Source organism: Chelatococcus asaccharovorans (assembly GCF_003201475.1).
Taxonomy (GTDB): domain Bacteria; phylum Pseudomonadota; class Alphaproteobacteria; order Rhizobiales; family Beijerinckiaceae; genus Chelatococcus; species Chelatococcus asaccharovorans.
In genome coordinates, this window is the sequence record NZ_QJJK01000011.1 from 23,773 (window position 1) to 45,891 (window position 22,119).

At 65.8% G+C, this 22,119-nt stretch carries 20 protein-coding genes; 13 read left to right on the plus strand and 7 right to left on the minus strand.

The features are described 5' to 3' along the window. Nucleotides 1-58: 58 nt before the first annotated feature. A complete protein-coding gene (locus C7450_RS23805) occupies nt 59-3,634 on the minus strand; it encodes an indolepyruvate ferredoxin oxidoreductase family protein (RefSeq protein ID WP_245450080.1) in 3,576 nt (1,191 codons plus the stop codon). A gap of 235 nt (nt 3,635-3,869) precedes the next feature. Between C7450_RS23805 and C7450_RS23810 the strand changes: the two genes are divergently transcribed. Together C7450_RS23810 and C7450_RS23815 are read left to right on the plus strand one after the other, a co-directional pair. Continuing rightward, on the plus strand, nt 3,870-4,517 hold the full coding sequence (locus C7450_RS23810) for a DUF1007 family protein (protein ID WP_245450081.1): 648 nt from the start codon (nt 3,870-3,872) through the stop codon (nt 4,515-4,517). A 35-nt stretch (nt 4,518-4,552) separates the two neighbouring features. Further along, nucleotides 4,553-5,566: a nickel/cobalt transporter gene (locus tag C7450_RS23815; RefSeq protein WP_110376969.1), complete on the plus strand. Its 1,014-nt coding sequence runs from the start codon at nt 4,553-4,555 to the stop codon at nt 5,564-5,566. On the opposite strand, the gene C7450_RS23820 is transcribed toward C7450_RS23815, so the two are convergent. Next, the gene (locus C7450_RS23820; protein ID WP_170147398.1) at nt 5,567-6,307 is read right to left on the minus strand and encodes a DUF1045 domain-containing protein; all 741 of its coding nucleotides are present in this window, start codon (nt 6,305-6,307) and stop codon (nt 5,567-5,569) included. A gap of 16 nt (nt 6,308-6,323) precedes the next feature. Next, nucleotides 6,324-7,526 carry an amidase gene (locus C7450_RS23825; RefSeq protein ID WP_110376971.1) on the minus strand — a complete coding sequence of 401 codons (1,203 nt, stop codon included), beginning with the start codon at nt 7,524-7,526 and terminating at the stop codon, nt 6,324-6,326. Between the two features lie 411 nt (nt 7,527-7,937). Between C7450_RS23825 and C7450_RS23830 the strand changes: the two genes are divergently transcribed. The 11 genes from C7450_RS23830 (at nt 7,938) to C7450_RS34095 (ending at nt 17,931) form a co-directional block, all read left to right on the plus strand. After that, nucleotides 7,938-8,189 carry a hypothetical protein gene (locus C7450_RS23830; RefSeq protein WP_110376972.1) on the plus strand — a complete coding sequence of 84 codons (252 nt, stop codon included), beginning with the start codon at nt 7,938-7,940 and terminating at the stop codon, nt 8,187-8,189. Nucleotides 8,190-8,298: 109 nt separating this feature from the next. Continuing rightward, a complete protein-coding gene (locus tag C7450_RS23835; RefSeq protein WP_110376973.1) occupies nt 8,299-9,900 on the plus strand; it encodes an OpgD/OpgG family glucan biosynthesis protein in 1,602 nt (533 codons plus the stop codon). 66 nt (nt 9,901-9,966) lie between these two features. Then, nucleotides 9,967-11,538: an OpgD/OpgG family glucan biosynthesis protein gene (locus C7450_RS23840; protein WP_110376974.1), complete on the plus strand. Its 1,572-nt coding sequence runs from the start codon at nt 9,967-9,969 to the stop codon at nt 11,536-11,538. Between the two features lie 137 nt (nt 11,539-11,675). After that, nucleotides 11,676-11,819: a hypothetical protein gene (locus C7450_RS34330; RefSeq protein ID WP_210206523.1), complete on the plus strand. Its 144-nt coding sequence runs from the start codon at nt 11,676-11,678 to the stop codon at nt 11,817-11,819. Continuing rightward, nucleotides 11,816-12,595: a zinc ABC transporter ATP-binding protein AztA gene (aztA, locus tag C7450_RS23845; RefSeq protein ID WP_110376975.1), complete on the plus strand. Its 780-nt coding sequence runs from the start codon at nt 11,816-11,818 to the stop codon at nt 12,593-12,595. Before C7450_RS34330 ends, aztA begins: the two co-directional genes overlap by 4 nt. Before the next feature lies 1 nt (nt 12,596). After that, nucleotides 12,597-13,466: a metal ABC transporter permease gene (locus C7450_RS23850; protein WP_210206524.1), complete on the plus strand. Its 870-nt coding sequence runs from the start codon at nt 12,597-12,599 to the stop codon at nt 13,464-13,466. 86 nt (nt 13,467-13,552) lie between these two features. Beyond that, complete coding sequence (locus C7450_RS23855; RefSeq protein WP_110376976.1) at nt 13,553-14,554, plus strand: metal ABC transporter substrate-binding protein; 1,002 nt, start codon at nt 13,553-13,555, stop codon at nt 14,552-14,554. Between the two features lie 174 nt (nt 14,555-14,728). Then, a complete protein-coding gene (locus C7450_RS23860; RefSeq protein WP_110376977.1) occupies nt 14,729-15,691 on the plus strand; it encodes a CobW family GTP-binding protein in 963 nt (320 codons plus the stop codon). A gap of 98 nt (nt 15,692-15,789) precedes the next feature. Next, nucleotides 15,790-16,794 carry a WD40 repeat domain-containing protein gene (locus tag C7450_RS23865; RefSeq protein ID WP_110376978.1) on the plus strand — a complete coding sequence of 335 codons (1,005 nt, stop codon included), beginning with the start codon at nt 15,790-15,792 and terminating at the stop codon, nt 16,792-16,794. 6 nt (nt 16,795-16,800) lie between these two features. Further along, nucleotides 16,801-17,082 carry a hypothetical protein gene (locus C7450_RS23870; RefSeq protein ID WP_110376979.1) on the plus strand — a complete coding sequence of 94 codons (282 nt, stop codon included), beginning with the start codon at nt 16,801-16,803 and terminating at the stop codon, nt 17,080-17,082. A 342-nt stretch (nt 17,083-17,424) separates the two neighbouring features. Next, complete coding sequence (locus C7450_RS34095) at nt 17,425-17,931, plus strand: DUF2937 family protein (RefSeq protein ID WP_170147399.1); 507 nt, start codon at nt 17,425-17,427, stop codon at nt 17,929-17,931. A 9-nt stretch (nt 17,932-17,940) separates the two neighbouring features. Here the strand turns inward: C7450_RS34095 and C7450_RS23880 are convergent, their stop codons facing one another. The 4 genes from C7450_RS23880 to C7450_RS23895 form a co-directional block, all read right to left on the minus strand. Continuing rightward, a complete protein-coding gene (locus tag C7450_RS23880) occupies nt 17,941-18,267 on the minus strand; it encodes a hypothetical protein (RefSeq protein WP_110376981.1) in 327 nt (108 codons plus the stop codon). Nucleotides 18,268-18,441: 174 nt separating this feature from the next. Beyond that, a complete protein-coding gene (locus C7450_RS23885; protein WP_110376982.1) occupies nt 18,442-19,872 on the minus strand; it encodes a homospermidine synthase in 1,431 nt (476 codons plus the stop codon). A 96-nt stretch (nt 19,873-19,968) separates the two neighbouring features. Continuing rightward, on the minus strand, nt 19,969-20,508 hold the full coding sequence (locus C7450_RS23890) for a GNAT family N-acetyltransferase (RefSeq protein WP_110376983.1): 540 nt from the start codon (nt 20,506-20,508) through the stop codon (nt 19,969-19,971). Nucleotides 20,509-20,866: 358 nt separating this feature from the next. Then, nucleotides 20,867-21,997: a type III PLP-dependent enzyme gene (locus C7450_RS23895; RefSeq protein WP_110376984.1), complete on the minus strand. Its 1,131-nt coding sequence runs from the start codon at nt 21,995-21,997 to the stop codon at nt 20,867-20,869. Between the last annotated feature and the right edge of the window lie 122 nt (nt 21,998-22,119).

Genomic DNA, 22,119 nt, shown 5'->3' on the forward strand with positions numbered 1-22,119 from the left:
TCCATAAGCATATGCTTTATTTGTGTAAATTCCTCCACCACGCGATATCGCACCTCCCCTATTCCGCAGCCACGGCGAACGGCGGAACGCCCGTGCGGAACCGTTCCAGCAACTCCGTCTCCTCCCGCTTGGCGGCCTCGAGGTGCCGCTGCTTGATATGCCCGAAGCCGCGAATCTTCTCCGGAATGGAGGCGAGCCCCACCGCAAGGGCATGATTGCCGGCATCGAGCTTCTCGATGAGCTCGGCAAGCAACGTCTCGTAGTCTTGGATCAGCTGGCGCTCCATGCGCCGCTCCTCGGTCCGCCCGAAAGGATCGAGAGCCGTTCCGCGCAGGCCCTTGAAGGCGGCGAGCACCCGGAACAGCGGCAGCATCCACGGCCCGAAGGTCATCTTGCGGGGATGACCATGCGCATCCTGCGGGCTCAGAAGGGGCGGCGCCAGGTGGAACTCCAGCCTGATCCGGTCACCCGAGAAGGTGGAGGCAAGCTGGCGGGCGAAATTGCCGTCCGTATAGAGCCGCGCCACCTCATACTCGTCCTTGTAGGCCATGAGCTTGAACAGGTAGCGGGCCACGGCCTCCGTAAGCGCGGTGGAGGAGCCCACGGCGGCTTCACGCGCCCGCACCCGCGCCACCCACTGCCTGTAGCGTTCGGCATAGGCGTTGTTCTGGTAGCCGGTGAGGAATTGGGCCCGCCGTTCGATGATCTCGTCGAGTGTCTGGGAGAGATGCCGCACCGGTGTCGGCTCATGCGCCGCATCGACGAGCGCCCCCACCGCCTCGGTCTCGCAGACCGCACGCCGTCCCCAGCGGAAAGCGGCGAGATTCATATCCACAGCCTCGCCATTGAGCGTGATGGCCTTCTCCAGGGCCGCGGCGGACACCGGCACCTTGCCGTGCTGATAGGCGAAGCCGAGCATGAACATGTTGGCGGCGATCGAATTGCCGAGTACGGCCATCGCCACGGCATTGGCATCGATGAAAAAGGTGCCGCTCCCGCCCGTCGCCTCGGCGATGGCGCGCTTGATGCGCGCGACCGGCAGGACATAGTCCGCATTGCGGGTGAAGTCGCCGGGATGCACCTCCGCCGTGTTCACCATCAGCGCGGTCTTTCCCTTGGCGACCGCGGCCAGCACCTTCTTGGAGCCGGTCACCACGAGATCGCAGCCGAGCACGAGGTCCGCCTCGCCCGCAAAGACGCGGATGGCATGGATATCCTCCGGCGCGGCGGCGAGCCTGACATGGCTGTAGACCGCTCCACCCTTCTGGGCGAGGCCGGCCATATCGATCATGCCGCAGCCCCGGCCCTCGAGATGCGCGGCCATGCCGAGCAGGGCGCCGATGGTGACGACACCGGAGCCACCGACCCCGGTGATGATGATGTTATAGGGCTTGTTGCCAAGGGTCGGGCGGGATGGCTCCGGCAGCCGCGCCTCCCAGCCGTCCGCCATCGCCGCATGGGCCGGGCGCGGCTTGGCCTCCACCTTGCGCAGGCTCGCCCCGTGCACCGAGACGAAGGACGGGCAGAAGCCCTTGACGCAGGAAAAGTCCTTGTTGCAGTTGGACTGGTCGATGACGCGCTTGCGCCCGAACTCGGTCATCTGCGGCTGCACCGAGACGCAGTTGGAGGTGACGCTGCAATCACCGCAGCCTTCGCACACCAGCTCATTGATGATGACGCGCCGATCCGGGTCCGGATACGTGCCTTTCTTCCGGCGCCGGCGCTTTTCGGCGGCGCAGGTCTGGTCGTAGATCATCACCGAGACCCCCGGCACCTCTGCCAGTTCCCGCTGCACCGCATCCAGATCGTCGCGATGATGGCGGGTCATGCCAGCCGGCCAATGCGTGCCGGGCGGATATTTGTCGGGCTCATCGGACACGAGCGCGATGCGGCTCACCCCTTCGGCCCGCACCTGGGCGGCCACCTTCTCGACGGTGAGGTCGCCCTCGACATGCTGGCCGCCGGTCATGGCGACCGCGTCGTTATAGAGGATCTTGTAGGTGACGTTGGTCTTGGCCGCGAGCGCGAAGCGCAGCGCCAGAATGCCGGAGTGCTGATACGTGCCGTCGCCGAGGTTCTGGAAGACGTGATTGCGGGTGGAGAACGGCGCCTCGCCGATCCAGTTGGCGCCCTCCCCGCCCATCTGGGTGAAGCCGTCGGTCGAGCGATCCATCCACTGCACCATGTAGTGGCAGCCGATGCCGGCATAGGCGCGCATCCCCTCCGGCACCACGGTGGACGAGTTATGCGGGCAGCCCGAGCAGAAATGCGGGATGCGCGTGCCGGCATCCGCCGTCTCGGCAAGGATGCGCTGCGCTGCGCGGATGCGGGCGACGCGGGCCGCGAGCTCCTCGCCCGGGTGGTAGCGCAGGACGCGCTCCCCGATGGCGATGGCGATATCGTTGGGGTCGAGCGCACCCTTCACCGGGAACAGCCAGCGGCCTTCCTCGTCCTTCTTGCCGACGCAGGTCGGCTGGTTGGCGGAGCCGTAGAGTTCCTCCCGCACCTGCACTTCGATCAGAGAGCGCTTCTCCTCGACGACGATGACGAGATCGAGCCCACGGGCGAAATCCATCAGCTCCTGGCGCCCGATCGGCCATGGACAGGCGATCTTGTAGAGGCGGATGCCGAGATCATTGGCGCGCACCTCGTCGATGCCGAGGTCGTCGAAAGCCTGGCGGACGTCGAGATAGCTCTTGCCGACGGTGACGATGCCGATCTTCGGATGGCGACCGCCCGAGGTGATGATGCGGTTGAGCCCGTTGGCCCTGAGGAAGGCGAGCGCGGCGTCCCGCTTGTACTCATGCAGGCGCGCTTCCTGTTCAAGGATCTTGTCGAAGGGGCGGATATTCAGTCCGCCCGGCGGCATGGGGAAATCCTCCGGGATGACGATGCCGAGCCGCTCCAGCGAGCCATCCACGATGGCGGTCGACTCCACCGTATCCTTGACGCCCTTCAGGGCAACCCAGGTCCCCGCGAAGCGGCTCATGGCGAAGCCGTAGAGCCCGTAGTCGAGGATTTCCTGGACACCGGCGGGATTGAGGATCGGGATCATCGTGTCGACGAACAGGAATTCCGTCTGATGCGCCACCGTCGAGCTTTCGGCCGTGTGGTCGTCGCCCATCAGGGCGATCGCACCGCCATGGCGCGACGTGCCGGCCATATTGGCGTGGCGGAAAACGTCTCCCGAACGGTCGACGCCGGGGCCCTTGCCGTACCACAGCGTGAACACGCCATCGAACCGGCCCTCGCCGCGCATCTCGGCCTGCTGGGTGCCCCAGCAGGCGGTGGCCGCCAGGTCCTCGTTCAGGCCCGGCTGGAAGACGACATCAGATGCCTTGAGTTGGCGTGCCGCCCGTGCAAACTGCAGATCAAGGCCCCCGAGCGGCGACCCGCGATAGCCGGAGACGAAACCGGCCGTGTTCAGGCCGGCCCTCCGGTCGCGCTCCTTCTGCATCAGCATGAGACGCACGATCGCCTGGGTACCGGTGATGAACACACGGTCCTTGGTCAGATCGTATTTGTCGTCGAGATGGACGTCCTTGAGGGGCGCGGCCCCACCCTTCGCAGGATCACGGGGCGGCTCTGCCCCCCTCTGCGACCCGGTACCATGAGACATGGAATCATGCGTCATGCGTTCCCCTCCTGCGTCTCATAAGACGCCGACGGTGCCGGATGGGTTCCGATCTCGCGTCGGATTTATGTCAGGAACGCTGACATAAGTTGTCCGGCTCGTCAATGATAAGAGATGAGGGTTCTCCGGTGGCGAAACAAGGCGCAGGCGGCTTTCCGCACTCCGGTCTTGCTTTTGCCGCACTGAAAGGCAAAGCCTTGGGAAATCTTCCGCTATCGGCCGGACCGGACAGATGATGCCCCGTTTATCACATGCGCTCGCTTTGGCGGGCGCGATGGCACTGTGGACGACCACCGCTCACGCTCATCCTCACGTTTGGGTGACGGCCAAGAGCGAGCTCGTCTATGACGACAAGGCGGATATCACGGCCGTCCGCCATAGCTGGACCTTTGACGAGGCTTATTCAAGCTATGCCACGCAGGGGCTGGACACCGATGGCGACGGCAAGCTCTCGGCCTCCGAACTCGCCGATCTCGCCAAGGTCAATGTCGATTCGCTCAGTGATTTCGGCTATTTCACGAAAGGCAAGGCCAATGGAAAGGCCCTCGCCTTCGCGAACCCGACGGACTACAGCCTCGACTTCCAGAATGGGCGCCTGACACTCAATTTCACATTGCCCATAAAGACGCCGATGCCCGCAAACCGCATGCTGACGGTCGAGATTTACGACGGCACCTATTTCGTCGCCTTTGCGCTGGCCGATGGGGATGATGCGGCCGCGACCCGCGGCGCGCCGCACGGCTGCACCACCCGCATCATCCGGCCGAAGAAGCCGGACGAGGCGCAGCAGCAGCAACTCACGGAAGCCTTCTTCGAGGCACTGACGGCCAACGCGAATTTCGGCATGCAGTTCTCCAACCGCATTCTGGTCGCCTGCCCGTGAGCGGGGGTGAGACGCTGGACCACGGCGCGGGCCCAATGACGGCCAGGCGCAGCGGGCGCGTCATGCTCGCGCGGCTCGCGGTCGCCATTGCCGGCCTCGCCGTTGTGGGCGCCGTTCTGATTTGTCTCGGTTTGACCCTCGAGGCCTGGTTCGCTCCCCCTCCCGCCCCGCGCAATCCCTTCGGGACGGGCCTCAGGGAAGCGGCTCCCGCCGCGACCGGCATTGGCGGCTTCATCCTCGCGGTCCAGGGCGAATTCTATCAACTCCTGATTCGCGCGATGCGCGCAATGAAGGACAACGGCGCGGCGTTCTGGTCGCTGATGGCGATCGGTTTCGCCTATGGTATCTTTCACGCGGCCGGGCCAGGCCATGGCAAGAGCGTGATCGCCGGCTATATCGTCGCGAGCCGCCAGTCCTTGCGGCGGGGGCTTGGACTGAGCGCCGCCGCCGCGCTGCTGCAGGCGGGGGTCGCGATCGCCATCGTGGCGATCCTGGCACGCGTGATCCGCGCCACGGCCGCAACCGTGAGTGCCACCGCCAATGCCATCGAGGTCTCGAGTTTCGGCGCTGTCATGCTGCTCGGCCTTGTTGTCCTCTGGCGCAAGGCCGGCAATGTCGTTGCGATCGCCGGGCTCGGCGCGCCGCCGCGGGATTGCGGGGAGGATTGCGGCCAGGACTGCGGTCACGTGCATATTCCGCCTCCAGCCGAACTCGATCGCCTTCGCGACTGGCGAGACAGGGCGGGCGTCGTGCTCGCGGCCGGCATCCGCCCCTGCGCGGGAGCCATCATCATTCTGGTCTTTGCGCTCGGTCAGGGCCTTTTTGCAGCCGGGGTCGCGGCAACGCTCGCCATGGCGCTGGGAACCGCCATCACCACCGGCGCGCTGGCGGCGCTTGCCGTCTTCATGAAGAGGCTGGCCCTCGGGATCGCAGGCGGCCGCGGGCGCGGCCCGCTGGTCATCGCTGCGCTGGAGGTGCTGGCCGCGGCCTTCGTTGCGCTGACCGGCGTCGCCCTGCTGTCCGGTCTCTGGGCGTCCGGCGGAGGCTGATCAGCCCCCGGCGAAGGCGTGCCGGGCGATGATGCGGAAGCGCGGCGCCTCCTCGGCATCCGGCTTCCCCGGCGGCTGGCGGCAGAGCGCCAACTGGTCAACCACCACCGGGCCGGCCGAAACCATCTCCTCATGGAGCCGCGTGAGGCCGCCCAGCACCTGCTCCACCTCCCCCTCCGGCACGCGGCTGGTGAGTGTCATGTGGAAGCGGAACTCTTCGAACACATACGGATAGCCGTAGCGATCGAGATAGGCGCGCTGCTGGCTGGACAGCTTGTTGGGCTGGCGGCGCGCGTAGTCCGCCGACGACAGATTCGCACGAAAGGGCTCGAAGGCCTCGACGGTCGCCCGCTCCAGAGCCGCCAGCGCCGGCGTCGGCTGCGCCTCGACAAGCGCGATGAAAGCCCCCGCGCCGGACCTGCCACCGATCGCCCGCGGCACGAGCCGGGGCAGCTGGAACGGCCGCCGGCTCGCGGCAAAGCGGCTGAAAGCCTCCCGCAATCGCTCCTCAGTCTCGCCCGGCGCGAGGCGGAAGGGTGCCTTGATCGTTGCATGGAAGCCATAGACACGTGGATCTGCCGTCAGTTCATGGAAGCGCTCCGGGCTCGTCCCGGCCGGCACGAGTTGCTCCACGTCCTCCCCGCTCTCGGCGTCATAGCCGAGAACAGCCGAGCCGAAACGCCAGAGAATGCTGTCGGCGGCGGGAGCGACATAGACGGCGTAGCGATCAGGTGGAGTCACGTCGAAAAAGCTCCTCTCAGGCGAGGCGCAGCGCCGCTGCGCGATGGAAACGGTGCGCCAGCGCCACAAGGGCACGGTCGGAGCCGGCGGGTCCGAGCAGGGAAAGGCCAATCGGCGCCCCGTCCTTCTGGGCAACCGGGATCGTCACCTGGGGGAAGCCCGTCAGAGACGCAAACACCGCGAGCCGCTGGGCCCGGGTGCGAAAATCATCGAGTTCGACATCGCCGTCGGCCAAGAGCGGGGCAACATCCGGCGCAGACGGCAAGAGGAGGACCCGGTCTGATCCGAGGATACGCGCAAGACGCGCCCGGAATTCATCCCGCACGATGGAAGCGCTCTCCACCTCGGCATCGGTGACGGCGCGCGCGAAAGCGATGCGCTCGGCCACGCCCGGCCCGAGCGGGGGGCGATAGCGCTCAATCAGTGCCCCGAGGCTTGTCCAGGCTTCTCGCCCCTGCAATCGGCGAAAGGCCACGACCAGATCGCCGATGTCCGAAACATCGAAATCCTGTCCGCGGATATCACCGATCCGCAGCGTTGCGCGCTGGATCGCCGCTCGGAGCGCCGCGGCCGCCGTCGGATCGGCGAACGCGAACACATCGTCCGCGAGATGAAGCTCCGGCTCGTCGCCGAGCGGCGACGTATCTTCGCCGAGCAGCACGTCGGCCACAGTCTCGAACAGGACGGCATCGCGGGTGAACCAGCCCGCGGTGTCGAAACTCGGCGCCATCGGTGCAGCCCCCTCGAGGGAAAGCCTGCCGTGGGTCGGGCGGATGGAGAACAGCCCGCAGAAACTGCCGGGAAAGCGTGTCGATCCGCCCGTATCGCTGCCGAGCCCGATATCCGCGAGACCGCCCGCGACCGCTGATGCCGAGCCGGAGGACGAACCGCCCGGCACCCGGTCCGGCGCGGCTGCATTCACCGGCGTCCCGAAATGGGCGTTCTTGCCGATCATCGAATAGGCGAACTCATCGCAGATGGTCTTACCGACGAATTGGGCTCCCGCTTCGAGAAGCTGCCGAACCACCGGGGCCGTCGTCGCGCTCACGCCAGAGGCGGCGAGGAACACCGGGCTTCCCATGCTGGTCGGATAACCCGTCACATCGAAGAGATCCTTCACGGCCAGCCGTTGCCCCGCCAACGGCCCGCTGGCCGCCGATGCAACGGGCACGTCGGGATACGGCATGAAGGCACGCAGCGAATCGTCGGCAACTGGCATCTGCTCGTTCCTCTCTAGCGATCGTGTCCCTCCGATAGAAGCAGAACTGGCTCCATCCCGCCATGGCTGGGGAGGCACGTCGGGGATGCGCCACCAGCGACGCAACCCGATTTCCGGAGCAAGGCCGGCCGGTCGCATCGTCGCAAAGCAACCCCTAGACGCATCGCGCCGCCTATTCAATTAAAAATTGTACACAGTGCCATACGACGATCGCCAGGCCATCCCTTTCGCATTCATAAGGCTCCGATGCGCATCACGCTCATGGCCATCATGACATCACCAAGCATGACATCACGATGTCACCAGCCGACGTCCGCGCATGTTGCCGCTGCCGCCCCTTTGCGGTAGTGGAGAGACGGCCTTGTCCAAGCTCTGATACTTTCGATCGATCGTCCGTCGCGAGGAACGTCCGTGCCGAACACCAACCGCCTCAGCCTGAAAAGCCTCCTCACCGTGGGAAGCGCGATCGTTCTCGTCGCGGTTGAGCTCTTGTGCGTCGCGCTTGCCGGCGGATGGGCCCTTGCCGGGCTGTTCCAGCTCGGCACCACGGTCGAGTATATCTTCATGGGCCTATTCACCCTGCTCGCCCTGTGGGCGATCGTCGCCTTCGCGCGCAATGCCCTGAAGGTCGAACCGATTTTCGGATCGGATTCCCGCGGGTAATCGGCGTCCGTCACGGGTCCGGCAACGTGCGACCATGCTCGCGCCACGATTGCAGGCAAAAGGGCTACTATAACCCCGCGTTGTTCCCCAGCCCTGTTGAAACGGCTCCATGGATCCAAGCAAAGCGCTCTTCAACCGCCGCACCTTCCTCGCCTCGGCGACCGGCGCTGCCCTCGTGGCAGCCACGGGCCTCCCGTCCAGGGCCGCCGCGAATGGCCTGAAGCTCGGCACAGCCGCTCCGTTCTCCTATGAAGCCCTGATCGCCCGGGCAAAGGACATGGCCGGCCAGCCCTATGTGGCGCCCAGGCGCCCGCCCGGGGATGTCCTCGACAAGCTCACCTATGAGGAACACGGCAAGATCCACTTCAATACGGATCACGCGCTGTTCGGCGAAGGGCCAGGCCGCTATCCCGTCACCTTCTTCCATCTTGGCAAGTTCTTTCAGACCCCGGTCGCGATGCATGTGGTGTCGAAGGACGAGGCCCGGGAAATCATCTACGACGATTCCTATTTCAACATGCCGCCGGACAGCCCGGCGCATGCCCTGCCCCCCGGCAGTGGGTTCTCCGGCTTCCGCTTCCAGGAAAGCCGCTTCGACGACAAGTTGGACTGGCGACGCAACGACTGGGTGGCCTTCCTCGGCGCCTCCTATTTCCGCGCGATCGGCGAATTGTTCCAATACGGCCTCTCCGCCCGCGGCATCGCCATCGATGTAGCCGTTGCGGGGAAGCCGGAGGAATTTCCCGACTTCACCCATTTCTATTTCGACACCCCGGCCGAGAACGGCGATACTGTCACCGTCTACGCGCTCCTCGATGGCCCGAGCGTGGCCGGCGCCTACCGTTTCGTGATGAACCGCACGTCCGGCGTCATCATGGATATCGACACCCACATCTTCCTGCGCAAGGACGTAGCGCGCCTTGGCATCGCGCCGCTCACCTCGATGTTCTGGTACGGCGAAGCGAAAAAGCCCACTGCCGTGGACTGGCGCCCCGAAGTCCATGATTCCGACGGCCTGGCCCTCTGGACAGGCAGCGGCGAGCGCATCTGGCGGCCCCTGAACAACCCGGGCCGCACCGGCGTCTCCGCCTTCGGCGATGACGACCCGCGCGGCTTCGGGCTTTTGCAGCGCGACCGAGCCTTCGAACACTATCTCGACGGTGTCCACTACGAGCGGCGACCGAGCCTCTGGGTGGAACCGCTCGGCGAGTGGGGCAAAGGCGCGATTGAACTCGTCGAGATCCCGACCGACGACGAGATCCACGACAATATCGTCGCCATGTGGGTCCCCGAGGGCGACGCCAAGGCCGGTGCCAGCTACCACTACGCCTATCGCCTGCATTGGCGCGCCGATGAGCCGTTCCCGACACCGCTCGGACGCAGCATAGCGACGCGGCTCGGCAATGGCGGCCAGCCCGGGCAGCCCCGTCCGAAGGGCGTGCGCAAATTCATGGTGGAGTTCATCGGTGGGCCGCTCGCCAACCTCCCCTACGGCGTCAAGCCGGAGGCGGTGCTCTGGGCTTCGCGCGGCACGTTTTCCTACATCTTCACGGAAGCCGTGCCCGATGACGTGCCGGGTCACTGGCGCGCCCAGTTCGACCTGACGGTCGAAGGCAGCGATCCCGTCGACATGCGCCTGTTCCTGAAAGCAGGCGACAAGGTTCTGACGGAAACCTGGCTTTACCAGTACAATCCCTTCGGTAATGTCTGATTTCGAGACGCGTTCCTTCGGGCGCATCCGCCGAGAGTAAGTATCGTGTCCCTACTGAACCGACGTATGCTTGGCCAGATCATGGTCGCGGGCCTCGCGGCCCAAGCGCTTGGAACAGCCGGCCTGAGCACTGCTGCCATCGCGCAGCAGGCCGGTGGGCTGAAGTTCGGCCGTTCCCGGCCCTTCTCCTATGACTGGCTGCGCAAATATGCGGCCGACCTCGCCGCCAAGCCCTACCAGTCGCCCCCGCGGCCTGACCCCGCGATCGTGTCCAGGATCGACTACGACGCCCACGGCAAGCTGAAATTCAAGACGGACTACGCCCTCTTTGCCGATGGCAAGTCGCCCTTCCCCATCACCTTCATGCATGTGGGGCAGTTCTTCCCGAAGACCGTGCAGATGTTCGCGGTCGCCGGCGGCAAGGCGCGGGAGATCCTCTACCAGCCCGACTATTTCACCATGAACGAAGACCATGTCGCCCAGAAACTGCCCGCCCAGCCCTCGGCTTTCGCCGGCTTCTGGGTGCGCGAGCCGGGCAAGGACTGGGCAGACAAGGAGCCTTGGGTCACCTTTCTCGGCGCGTCCTATTTCCGCGGGGTGGGCGAACTCGGCCAGGTCGGGCTGTCGGCGCGCGGCATCGCGGTCACGCCCGGCGCAGGCGTGCCGGAGGAGTTTCCGGATTTCACCGCCTTCTGGTTCGTGCCCTCCCCGGCCGACAGCGATTCCGTGACGGTCTACGCCCTCCTCGACGGGCCGAGCCTCGCCGGCGCCTATCGCTTCGTCATGCACCGCACGCGCGGCGTCGTGATGGACATCGATGCTCGGCTTTTCCTGCGGCAACCGATCGCGCGGATCGGCATCGCGCCCTTGACGTCGATGTATTGGTTTTCCGAGACGGCGAAGGCGGCGGCGGTGGACTGGCGGCCCGAGGTGCATGATTCCGATGGCCTCGCGATCTGGACAGGCTCCGGCGAGCGGATCTGGCGCCCCCTGAACAACCCGACCTCGATCGTCATATCGAGCTTCCTCGACAACAACCCGCGCGGCTTCGGCCTGATGCAGCGCGATCGCGACTTCGACAATTACCAGGACGGCGTACGCTACCAATTGCGCCCCTCCGCCTGGGTGGAACCCAAGGGGAGCTGGGGCAAAGGCTCCGTACAGCTCATCGAACTGCCGACCGACGACGAGATTCACGACAATATCGTCGCCTATTGGAACCCGGCCGAGCCGACCAAGGCCGGCGACGCGCTCGATTTCGCCTACCGTCTGCACTGGCTGGCCGACGAGCCCCATCCCTCGCCGCTCGCCCGCTGCATCGCGACGCGGCTCAGCGGCGCCAATACGCCGGGGCAGCAGCGTCCGGAGGGCGTGCGCCGCTTCATGGTGGAATTCGCGGGCGAGCCCCTCGCGGCACTGCCGCCGAATGTCGCACCGGAGCCTGTTCTGTGGGCTTCACGCGGGGAGTTCAGCCGCGCCTTCACCCAGCCGGTACCCGGCAACAATCCCGGACGCTGGCGGGCGCAGTTCGACCTTGCCGTCAACGGCACCGACCCCGTCGACATGCGCCTGTTCCTGCGGTCCGGTGACGCCGTCCTCAGCGAGACCTGGCTTTACCAGTACCGCCCGTTCTCATGACGGTCGCGATGGGCCGCGCAGGTCGCGGCCGATCGCCGAATGCGCGTGGCCGTCCCTCCCAGCGGCAGGACGCGCATTGACTCTGCCTTCGTCTCGTGATGAGTTTTGTTACGTTAGAACATTTCCCCGTTGATCGCATGGTTCCGCACCACCATCACCACCACCCCGTCGCTCTCACGCCAACGGCCTCGCTTCTGCGCATTTCGGCCTGGCAGCGCCTTGCCATGTGCGCCGTGCTGATCGCGGTCTTGTGGGCGGCGGTGGCACTGGTGTTGGGATGAGCGCCCTGTCCGCCAACGCGCCCTCATCGACGACCGCGAAACCCGTCATTGGCTTCGACGATGTCACGTTGGGCTACGACCGCCATCCGGCCGTCCATCATCTCAATGGGGGGATTGCGGCAGGAAGCCTTACGGCTATTGTCGGTCCGAACGGCGCCGGCAAATCCACGCTGCTCAAGGGTATCATGGGCGCGCTGCGGCCGCTCGACGGCGGCATCCGGCTGGGCTGCCGGCGCGCCAATATCGCCTATCTTCCGCAGGCGATGGACATTGACCGCAGCTTCCCGATAACCGTCTTTGACCTCGTGGCCATGGGGCTGTGGCGGCAGGCCGGCCTCTTCGGCGGGATCGGCCGCGCCCAGCGTCGGGCGATCGAGGAGGCTTTGGCCGCGGTCGGACTGTCCGGGTTCGAACGGCGCACCATAGGCACACTCTCCGGCGGACAGATGCAGCGTGCGCTTTTCGCGCGCCTCTTGCTCCAGGATGCCGAGCTCATCCTGCTCGATGAGCCTTTCACCGCCATCGATGCGAAGACCACGCTCGACCTCATCGATCTCGTGCATCGCTGGCACCGTGAAAAGCGCACGGTGGTCGCAGTGCTGCATGACCTCGACCTCGTGCGCCGCGCTTTTCCGGAGACGCTCCTTCTGGCGCGCGAACCCGTCGCCTGGGGCGCGACCCAGGACGTGCTCATCGCGGATAATCTGCTGCGCGCCCGCAGGATGATCGAATCGCATGATCCGGATGCGGCCTACTGCGAACGGACCGCTGCCTGACATGCTGTACGATCTTGTCCTGGCGCCCTTTGTCGAATTCGACTTCATGCGGCGCGCCCTCGTCGGCACGCTGGCCCTTGCCCTGGGCGCTGGCCCCGTCGGCGTCTTCCTGATGCTGCGCCGCATGAGCCTGACCGGCGACGCCATGGCCCATGCCGTGCTGCCCGGCGCCGCCGTCGGCTACCTTCTCTACGGGCTCTGGCTGCCGGCCATGACGCTCGGCGGTCTCATCGTTGGCTTCGCAGTCGCGCTGCTGTCGGGCCTCGTCGCCCGTGTCACGGCGCTCCGGGAAGATGCCTCCCTCGCCGGCTTCTACCTGATATCGCTGGCCCTCGGCGTCACGCTCGTCTCGCTGCGCGGCTCGAATGTCGACCTGCTCCATGTCTTGTTCGGCTCAGTGCTTGCCCTTGATGATGCCGCGCTCATCCTGATCGCCGGCATCACCACCGTCACGCTCGTCGCGCTCGCGCTGATCTATCGCCCGCTGGTGCTGGAATGCGTCGACCCCACCTTCCTCGCCTCGGTGAGCCGGGCCGGTGGGCCGAGCCACCTCATTTTTCTGGCCTTGGTCGTGCTCAATCTGGTGGGCGGCTTCCAGGCCCTCGGCACCCTTCTCGCCGTCGGGCTGATGATGCTCCCGGCGACCAGCGCCCGCCTGTGGACCTCGGAGATAACGGGCCTGATCGTGCTGGCGACACTGATAGGGATGCTGTCCGGCCTCGTCGGAATCATCATCTCCTATCACACCAGCCTGCCGACCGGTCCCTGTATCATCCTGGTCGCCGGCGGCGTGCACATTGCCTCGCTCGTCTTCGGCCGAGCAGGCGGACTCATCTGGCGCCTCATACCGCAGCGCCACCTCACGGCCTGACCGTTCGCGGCGCCCGCGATCGTCGAAGGCATTCGATCTCCCACAAGGCCAACCCTCGCTGGCCTGATGGTTTTGAAGGACAAACCATGCCCACGAAGCGCAATGTTATATCATTTGGAATGGCTGCCCTCGTCATGGGCGGCCTGTCCCTCGCTCCATCTCCGTCATGGGCGGCCGACACCCCTTTGCCGGTGGTGGCGAGCTTCTCCATCCTGGGTGATTTCGTGCGCAACGTCGGTGGCGACCGGGTTGCCGTCGAGGTGCTGGTCGGGCCGGACGGCGACGCCCATGTGTTTTCACCCTCGCCGGCCGACGCGCGCAAGGTTGCCGCGGCCAAGCTTGTGGTGGTCAACGGCCTCGGCTTCGAGGGATGGATGCCGCGCCTCGTCAAGTCCGCGGGCTCGAAAGCGCCGCAGATCGTCGCGACCAAGGGCATCACGCCCCTGAGCGGCGAGGATGATGATGATGACGGCCATGATCACGGCAAGGGCGGCCATAAGGCCGGGGCCAAGGAGGCCCATGGACATGCCCATAAGAACGATCATGGGCACGACCATGGCCCGGATGATCCGCACGCCTGGCAGTCGGTTGCCAATGCCGCAATTTATATCCGCAACATCCGTGACGGGCTGATCGCCGCCGACCCTGCCGGCAAGGCGGTCTACGAGGCGAATGCCGCGCAATATCTCGACAAGCTCTCCGCGCTCGACGCGAAAGTGAAGGCGGCGATCGCCTCCATTCCGGAGGACCGCCGCCGCATCGTCACCTCGCATGACGCCTTCGCCTATTTCGCCAACGCCTATGGGCTGAAGGTGCTGCCGCCGCAGGGGGTTTCATCGGAGACGGAGGCATCCGCGAAGGATGTCGCGGCGATCATCCGGCAGATCAAGGCGGAGAAGATTCCGGCGGTCTTCCTGGAGAACATCAGCGATCCTCGCCTGATGAACCAAATCGCCAAGGAAACCGGCGCCCGGATCGGCGGCACCGTCTATTCCGATGCCCTGTCGGGACCGAGCGAACCGGCGCCGACCTATATCGATATGATGGAACATAACGTCAAAGCTTTCACCGACGCGCTCAAGCCATAAGAGCCCATCCGTCGGCCGCGTATGGAGCCTCGGTGTCCGGCCGGCGACGGGGCTTGAGCCGGCCGCCTCGGGTGAATATGTAAGCGCCAGCAGTTGTCCCGACGGGCCGGCGCCTGGCCGACCCCCGACGCTGGCGCGGACCGCGCCCAGCGTCTCCATTTTAGCGGAGCCACCATGTCGGATAAGATCCCCGTTACCGTCCTCACCGGCTATCTCGGGGCGGGCAAGACGACGCTTTTGAACCGCATCCTCTCCGAACCGCACGGCAAGAAATTTGCCGTCGTGGTCAACGAGTTCGGCGAGGTCGGCATCGACAACGACCTCGTCGTCGGTGCCGACGAGGAAGTCTTCGAGATGAACAACGGCTGCATCTGCTGCACCGTGCGCGGCGACCTCATCCGCATCATCGACGGGCTGATGAAGCGCAAGGGCCAGTTCGACGCGATCATCGTCGAGACGACGGGCCTCGCCGATCCCGCGCCCGTCGCGCAGACCTTCTTCATGGACGAGGACGTCTCATCGAAGACGCGGCTTGATGCCGTCGTCACCGTGGTCGATGCAAAATGGCTGACCGAGCGTTTGAAGGACGCGCCCGAGGCGAAGAACCAGGTGGCCTTCGCCGATGTCATCATCCTGAACAAGACCGACCTCGTGACGCCTGAGGAATTGTCGGCGGTCGAGGCGCAGATCCGCGCCATCAATCCCTATGCGAAGCTGCATCGCACCCAGCGCGCAAGCATCGACATCGCCGAAGTGCTCGGCCGCAACGCCTTCGATCTCGATCGGGTGCTGGAGCTGGAGCCGGACTTCCTGGAGGAAGGCCATCACCATCACCATGATGAGGATGTGAAGTCCGTATCCTTCACGATCCCTGGCGATGTCGACCCGGCCAAGTTCATGCCCTGGGTCAACGATCTCGTCCAGCAGGAGGGCGCGAACATCCTGCGCTCCAAGGGTATCCTCGCCTTCCAGGGCGAGCCCAAGCGCTTCGTCTTTCAGGGCGTGCACATGATCCTCGACGGGGATCTGACCCAGGATTGGAAACCCGGCGAGAAACGGCAATCGAAGATCGTCTTCATCGGCCGCAATCTCGATCGGGAGGCGCTGAACAAGGGCTTCCTTGCCTGCGCGGCCTGATCGGTCTAGCTCTGCTCCAGCGCCCGCGATCGGGCCGGCCACAAGAGCCGTCCCGCTACCCGGGCCGACGTTGTAGCCGCCGGAACTGAAGAGACACTATGACCCTTGCCCCCGCTCCGTCCCAATCCCTCGCCGAGCATGTCGTGGCCGTGGAGGCCGGCGCCCATGTCATCGGTCTGGCCTGGCTCGGACCGAAGGCGGCTTTCGCCCTGGCCGACGGCCGGGTGCTCCTGACCGACGGGCGTGAGGCGGCGCGTGTGGCCCCCCACCCCGGTGGCGGCATCCTCGTTGCCGCTCGGGCGGGCGACACGCTGATCACCGGCGGGGACGACGGGCGTGTCGTCGCCACCGCCCCTGATGGCACAAGCGCCGAGCGCGGCAAGGAGCAAGGCCGCTGGATCGACGCGGTCACCGGCGGCCGCGACGGGGCCATCGCCTGGAGCGCGGGCAAGACGGTGCGCACGCGCGACGGCAAGGGCCAGTTGCGCTCCTTCACCGCGCCGACCACGGCGCAGGGCCTGGCCTTCATGCCCAAGGGCTATCGCCTTGCAATCGCCCACTACAATGGCGTGACGCTCTGGTTTCCCAATACCGATGCGACGCCCGATGTGCTGGCCTGGAAGGGATCGCATCTCGGCGTAACGGTCTCCCCGGACGGCCAGTATGTCGTCACCGCCATGCAGGAGAATTCCCTGCATGGCTGGCGGCTCTCCGACCGGAAGGATATGCGGATGAGCGGCTATCCCAGCAAGACGCGCTCCCTGTCCTGGTCGCATGACGGCAACTGGCTGGCGACGTCGGGCGCGGAGGCGGCCATCATCTGGCCCTTCGACAAACAGGGCCCGATGGGGCGCGCTCCGCGTGAATGCGGCGTCCGGCCGGTGCGCGTGGCTCGTGTCGCCTTCCATCCCAGAGCGCTGGTGCTGGCCAGCGCCTATGAGGATGGCACCGTTCTCCTCATCCGCCTGACGGATGCTTCGGAGCTTCTGGTGCAGAACGCCACCGGCGCGTCGATCACCGCGCTCGCCTGGGATGACAGCGGCCGCAGCCTTGCCTTCGGCGATGAAGCCGGCAACGGCGGGCTGTTCACCCTTCCGAGCTGACGCGCGATGCGGTTCGGCCTGTTCGGACGCAAGGACAAGCGCGGCGAAAACCCGGCTCTGGTCGCGATCAAGCTTTTGGTGCGTGAGATCGCGGGCCTGTCCGAGGACACGGTGATCGCGGCCAATGAAATCATCTGTGCCGACCCTTCCTGCCCCGGCACCGAGACTGTCGTGCTGATCATGGAGCCGGGCCAGGAAACGCGCGCCATCAAGATTTCGCTGGCCGCCGACGAGATCACCCGCGCCGACGTGGAAGCGGCGCTGTCTGAAGCACGGGACGCATCCTAGAGGCTGTCAGGCTCCATACCCCTAGCCCTTCTCATGGACGCCAGGGTGATCCCTCCCCTTCAGGGGAGGGTGGCCTCGCGTCAGCGAGGTCGGGTGGGGTCACGAGGCCGGGGGCGATGTCCCGCTGGCCACGTAGCTGTTGCCATCTTCCGGCGGGTCGGCAACAGGTCGACCCCACCCTGCGCCTTCGGCGCCACCCTCCCCTTCAGGGGAGGGATCAGCGCGGCGGATGAGAGCCGTAGCTTGGCGACTGCCACTGACTTGATGACGTGCGGGTATTCCGACCGATACCATTCCTTAACCCTGTGCTTTAAAAGATCAGGGCATGATCTCCAGAACGCCATGATCTCCAGAACGCTTGGCCTCGCAACCGGTCTCCTTGCTGCCGTCGCCGGCACGCAGGCGCCTGAATTCGCGCAGCAATATCGCCAGCGTCTCGGCGGAGCGATCGACGAGCTGAAGGGGGTGGTGCAGCGATTCGATACGGACGCGAGCGCGGCGGGCATCGACCGCGGCGAGGCCCTGAAGCGTCTCGCCCAGAGCGGCGACGGCTTCACGGCCCGCCATGGTGCCAGCATGGCTCAGGTCACGGGGCGTCTCGCGCGGCTGGAGGATCAGCAGCAGGCCTTTCGCGAAGCAGGGCCCCTGTGGCGCCTCGTGGTCTTCGCGCAATCCGCGGATCCCGACATCACGCGCAACACCTGGCAGGATTTCGAGCCCGCGACACCGGTGACCGCGGAGAGCTTCACCATCGGTGGGCTCGCGTTCTTCGCCGGCTATGGCTTTATCCGCGCCTTCGCGAAGCCGTTCCATCGCCGCCGACGGCGCCCGGCCGCAACGCGCGCTTGAGAGGGGCCCTCAGCGCTGCGCCGGGAACACCACGAAGAAGCCAAGGCCATCACGCGCCGGCAGCGGCAAAAGCCGTTCCACGACGCCGCGGCGCTTGCCGTCCAGCAACAGCCGGCCGACCGGCTGGAAGAGCGTCTCGCCGCTGGTCGGCGTCGCGGGATCGATCAGGATGGCGACGCTGCGGACGGGGCGGCCGCCACGGCCTTCAAGCAGCGCGAGGAGATGAGCCTCGGCATCCAATCGGACCTTGCCCCTGAGATCGATGACCGCCTCCGCGTCGTCGCGGCCCAGCCCTCCCCGCAGCTTGTCGGCGTAGAAGTCGTCAAAAAACGGCATCAGTCCACTCAGTCCTTGCGGGCGACGAAACGGCACCGGGTCACCCCGTGCGGCCGTTCCGGCAGGCCCTGTTTGCGCCATCAGGATGGCTGGGAAAAGTTGCGGATTGTCCAAAGGGACGCCCGCCTTTTCCGGCAAAGCGACAATTCACCCTGCCACTATGCGTCGCTTTTTTCAGCGCACAATAACGTTCTTGAACTGCCAGGGGTCGTCGAGGTCGAGATCCTCCGGAAACAGGACGCCCCGATCCTTGAGCGGCGTCCAGTCGGTATAGGTGCCGATGACGGATCCGAGATACGGCCGCTGCACCTCAAGACACCGGCGATAATCCATCTCATCGGCCTCCACGATGCCGCGATCGGGATTCTCGAGCATCCAGACGATACCCGCCAGAACCGCCGATGTGACCTGCAGGCCCGTGGCGTTCTGGTAGGGCGCAAGCGTCCGCGCCTCCTGGATGGAGAGCTGCGAGCCATACCAATAGGCGTTCTTGCCGTGGCCGTAGATGAGGACGCCCAGTTCGTCGATGCCGTCCAGAATCTCGTTCTCGTCGAGGATGCGCCACTCCGGCTGAGGCTGCCACTGCGCACCGGCCATCTCGTCGAGCGACAGCACAGCGTCGTCGCAGGGATGGTAGGCGTAGTGGCATGTGGGGCGATAGGCGACCTTATCTCCATCACGCACCGTGAAGTAGTCAGAGATCGAGATCGCCTCATTGTGTGTGATGAGAAAGCCGTACTGCGCCTGCGGCGTCGGCGTCCAGGAACGCACGCGCGTCCCGGCGCCGGGACGCATCAGATAGATCGCGGCGCCGCAACCCGTCTCATGACGGCGCCCTTCCGGCGGCAGGTCTTTCTCGTGGCTGCCCCAGCCGAGTTCCGCGGGCTGCAGTCCCTCGCCGACGAAGCCCTCGACGGACCAGGTGTTCACGAAGATCCCGCGCGGGCGCGGCGACTTGGCGCGCTGCGTATCGCGCTCGGCGATATGGATGCCCTTGACCCCGACACGCTGCATCAGCCGCGCCCACTCCTCGCGGCCAGCCGGTGCACCCGCATCGATGCCAAGATCCGCGGCCACATTGACGAGGGCCTGCTTCACAAGCCAGGAGACCATGCCGGGGTTGGCCCCGCAGCAGTTCACGGCCGTGACCCCACCGGGCCGGCGGCGACGCAGGTCGAGCAGGCTCTCCCGCAGGGCATAGTTCGAGCGCTCGGCCACGCTGGCGTGCGGGTTGGCGTAAAACCCGGCCCAGGGCTCCACCACCGTGTCGATATAGAAGGCATCGACATCCCGGGCGAAGTCCATCATGGCGACCGACGAGACATCGACCGACAGGTTCACGATCAGCCCGCGGCCGGGACCCTGCGTGAGCAGTGGCGTCAGGATTTCGCGAAAATTGTCGGGCGTGAGAGCACGCGCGATGAAGTTGAGTCCACGCTCCTTCGCCAGGCCACGGATGTCCCCCTCAGGGGCGATGATCGTGAACTTGGCCTTGTCATGCGCGAGATGCCGCTCGAGCAGCGGCAGGACACCCCGACCGATGGAGCCGAAGCCCACCAGCACGATAGGGCCGTCGAAACGGGCGTGAACAGGCCAGTCTGTCATTCTTTCTCTCCTCGGCGCTGGCGCGCCGTTACATGGGGCGGACGGAAGGAAGTCCAAATCCTCCGGTTGGATAGCGTATAGCCACACTCATCGAGATCACGCAGCCTGCGCAACCTCAATGTCGACGGGTACCGATAGCAGCTTGCCGGTAGCAAAGACCAGACCACATGCGTTTTCGAGCGCGCCGGCCCTGAGTTCGCAGGCGAGAAAGCGCTCGGGCTCGTAAGGACCAGGCAGGCTGAGCGCCGTCGTCCGTCCGGCGGAGAAGCCAAAGCGCCGGTAATAGGGGGCATCGCCCACCAGGACAACCGCACCATGGCCGAGCGCCGCGGCCCGCCCGAGCGCCTCATGCATGAGCGCGGAGCCAAGCCCGCTGCCCTGCCGCTCTGCGCTCACGGCCAGCGGCCCGAGCAGCAGCGCCTCATGGGCGGACGTCGTGGCGATGGACCACAGGCGCAGCGTGCCGACAAGCGCGCCGTCGGCATCGATGGCGCTGAGCGCGAGGCCCTGCGCCGGCCGGCGACCTTCCCGCAAACGCTCGCAGGTCTTCATGAAGCGGCCGGGCCCGAACGCCCGGTCGAGCAGACCCTCGCGCGCCGGAATGTCGGCGGTGATTTCATCGCGGATCATGATCATGGTCGTGGCTCCTTCGCGCACGCCGTGGGAGCGCCATCGGCCGCACGTCACCCCGCTGGGCCGCATACCGGCCATCAGGATGTCGTGGAGCCAATGCGATCTGATAACATCAGATCGCCGCTCGTCGTTCTTGTTTGCCTTTATGGAAATCGGGCCGCCGGCGCCTGCCGGCAGCTAGAGCAATTCCCGCGGAAGTGTGTAGCGGTTCCGCGTCCGGAATTGCGTAAAGCCAAGGAGACAGAGCCTTTCCGGCGAACCGGATTTCGCCGGAAATGCTCTAGCGGCGCCGGAATCCAGCTCGCTGCGTCCTGGACACCGCGCGCGCGGCCGGGCGATGCCGGCCGCGCCTGAAGCGCTCTCAGATATGGTAGGATCGCAACGGCGGGAAGCCGTTGAAGGCCACCGCCGAGTAGGTCGTGGTGTAGGCACCAGTCCCTTCGATCAAGACCTTGTCGCCGATGGCGAGACTGACCGGCAGGGCGTAAGGCGTACGCTCATAGAGAACGTCCGCCGAATCGCAGGTCGGACCGGCAATGATGCAATCGCTCATCTCGTCGCCGTCGTGCGGCGTACGGATCGGGTAGCGGATCGCCTCATCCATGGTCTCCGCCAGGCCACCGAACTTGCCGATGTCGAGGTAGACCCAGCGGATATCCTCCTCGGCGCTCTTCGTGGAGACGAGGACGACCTCGGCCTCGATGATGCCGGCATTGCCCACCATGCCACGGCCCGGCTCGATGATCGTCTCCGGGATGGCATTGCCGAAATGGCGCATCAGGCCTTCGAAGATCGACGAACCATAGGTCTCCACCGCGGGAACGTCGCGGAGATACTTAGCCGGAAAACCGCCGCCGAGATTGACCATCGACAGATGGATGCCGCGCTCGGCACAGGCACGGAACACACCCGCCGCCGAGGCGAGCGCCTGGTCCCAGGCTTGCGGATTGCCCTGCTGCGAGCCGACATGGAAGGAGACGCCGTAAGCCTCGAGGCCGAGACGATGGGCATGCTCCAGCACCTCGACCGCGAGCGAGGGCTCGCAACCGAACTTGCGCGACAGGGGCCATTCGGCGCCGGCACCGTCGCAGAGGATGCGGCAGAACACCCGCGATCCAGGTGCCGCACGCGCAACCTTCTCCACTTCGGCCGCGCAATCGACGGCGAAGAGGCGCACGCCCAGCTCGAAGGCACGCGCGACATCGCGCTCCTTCTTGATGGTATTGCCGAAGGAGATGCGGTCGGGCGTCGCGCCGGCAGCCAGCGCCATCTCGATCTCCACGACCGAAGCCGTATCGAAGGACGAGCCCAGCGAGGCGAGCAGCGACAGCACTTCCGGTGAAGGATTGGCCTTCACCGCGTAGAACACGCGGCTGTCAGGCAGCGACCTGGCAAAGGCCATGTAGTTGTCGCGGACGACCTCAAGATCGACCACCAGGCAGGGGCCGTCTTCGCGTCGGTTACGCAGGAATTCGCGAATGCGCTCTGTCATGGCACTCTCCCAAAAAATCACAAGGGGCGCGTCTTGCGCCCGGCATGATGCGGAGACAGCTATCCACGCCGACGCGCTGTGGAGACGCGACGACGGTGACGGCTGTTAACCGACCGTGCTGC

Bases quoted from the DNA above. Each gene is read 5' to 3' on its own strand.
- C7450_RS23805 (WP_245450080.1), bottom strand. From the start codon at position 3,634: ATGACGCATGATTCCATGTCTCATGGTACCGGGTCGCAGAGGGGGGCA.
- C7450_RS23810 (WP_245450081.1), top strand. From the start codon at position 3,870: ATGCCCCGTTTATCACATGCGCTCGCTTTGGCGGGCGCGATGGCACTG.
- C7450_RS23815 (WP_110376969.1), top strand. From the start codon at position 4,553: ATGACGGCCAGGCGCAGCGGGCGCGTCATGCTCGCGCGGCTCGCGGTC.
- C7450_RS23825 (WP_110376971.1), bottom strand. From the start codon at position 7,526: ATGCCAGTTGCCGACGATTCGCTGCGTGCCTTCATGCCGTATCCCGAC.
- C7450_RS23835 (WP_110376973.1), top strand. From the start codon at position 8,299: ATGGATCCAAGCAAAGCGCTCTTCAACCGCCGCACCTTCCTCGCCTCG.
- C7450_RS23840 (WP_110376974.1), top strand. From the start codon at position 9,967: ATGCTTGGCCAGATCATGGTCGCGGGCCTCGCGGCCCAAGCGCTTGGA.
- C7450_RS34330 (WP_210206523.1), top strand. From the start codon at position 11,676: ATGGTTCCGCACCACCATCACCACCACCCCGTCGCTCTCACGCCAACG.
- aztA (WP_110376975.1), top strand. From the start codon at position 11,816: ATGAGCGCCCTGTCCGCCAACGCGCCCTCATCGACGACCGCGAAACCC.
- C7450_RS23850 (WP_210206524.1), top strand. From the start codon at position 12,597: ATGCTGTACGATCTTGTCCTGGCGCCCTTTGTCGAATTCGACTTCATG.
- C7450_RS23855 (WP_110376976.1), top strand. From the start codon at position 13,553: ATGCCCACGAAGCGCAATGTTATATCATTTGGAATGGCTGCCCTCGTC.
- C7450_RS23860 (WP_110376977.1), top strand. From the start codon at position 14,729: ATGTCGGATAAGATCCCCGTTACCGTCCTCACCGGCTATCTCGGGGCG.
- C7450_RS23865 (WP_110376978.1), top strand. From the start codon at position 15,790: ATGACCCTTGCCCCCGCTCCGTCCCAATCCCTCGCCGAGCATGTCGTG.
- C7450_RS23870 (WP_110376979.1), top strand. From the start codon at position 16,801: ATGCGGTTCGGCCTGTTCGGACGCAAGGACAAGCGCGGCGAAAACCCG.
- C7450_RS34095 (WP_170147399.1), top strand. From the start codon at position 17,425: ATGATCTCCAGAACGCTTGGCCTCGCAACCGGTCTCCTTGCTGCCGTC.
- C7450_RS23880 (WP_110376981.1), bottom strand. From the start codon at position 18,267: ATGCCGTTTTTTGACGACTTCTACGCCGACAAGCTGCGGGGAGGGCTG.
- C7450_RS23885 (WP_110376982.1), bottom strand. From the start codon at position 19,872: ATGACAGACTGGCCTGTTCACGCCCGTTTCGACGGCCCTATCGTGCTG.
- C7450_RS23890 (WP_110376983.1), bottom strand. From the start codon at position 20,508: ATGATCATGATCCGCGATGAAATCACCGCCGACATTCCGGCGCGCGAG.
- C7450_RS23895 (WP_110376984.1), bottom strand. From the start codon at position 21,997: ATGACAGAGCGCATTCGCGAATTCCTGCGTAACCGACGCGAAGACGGC.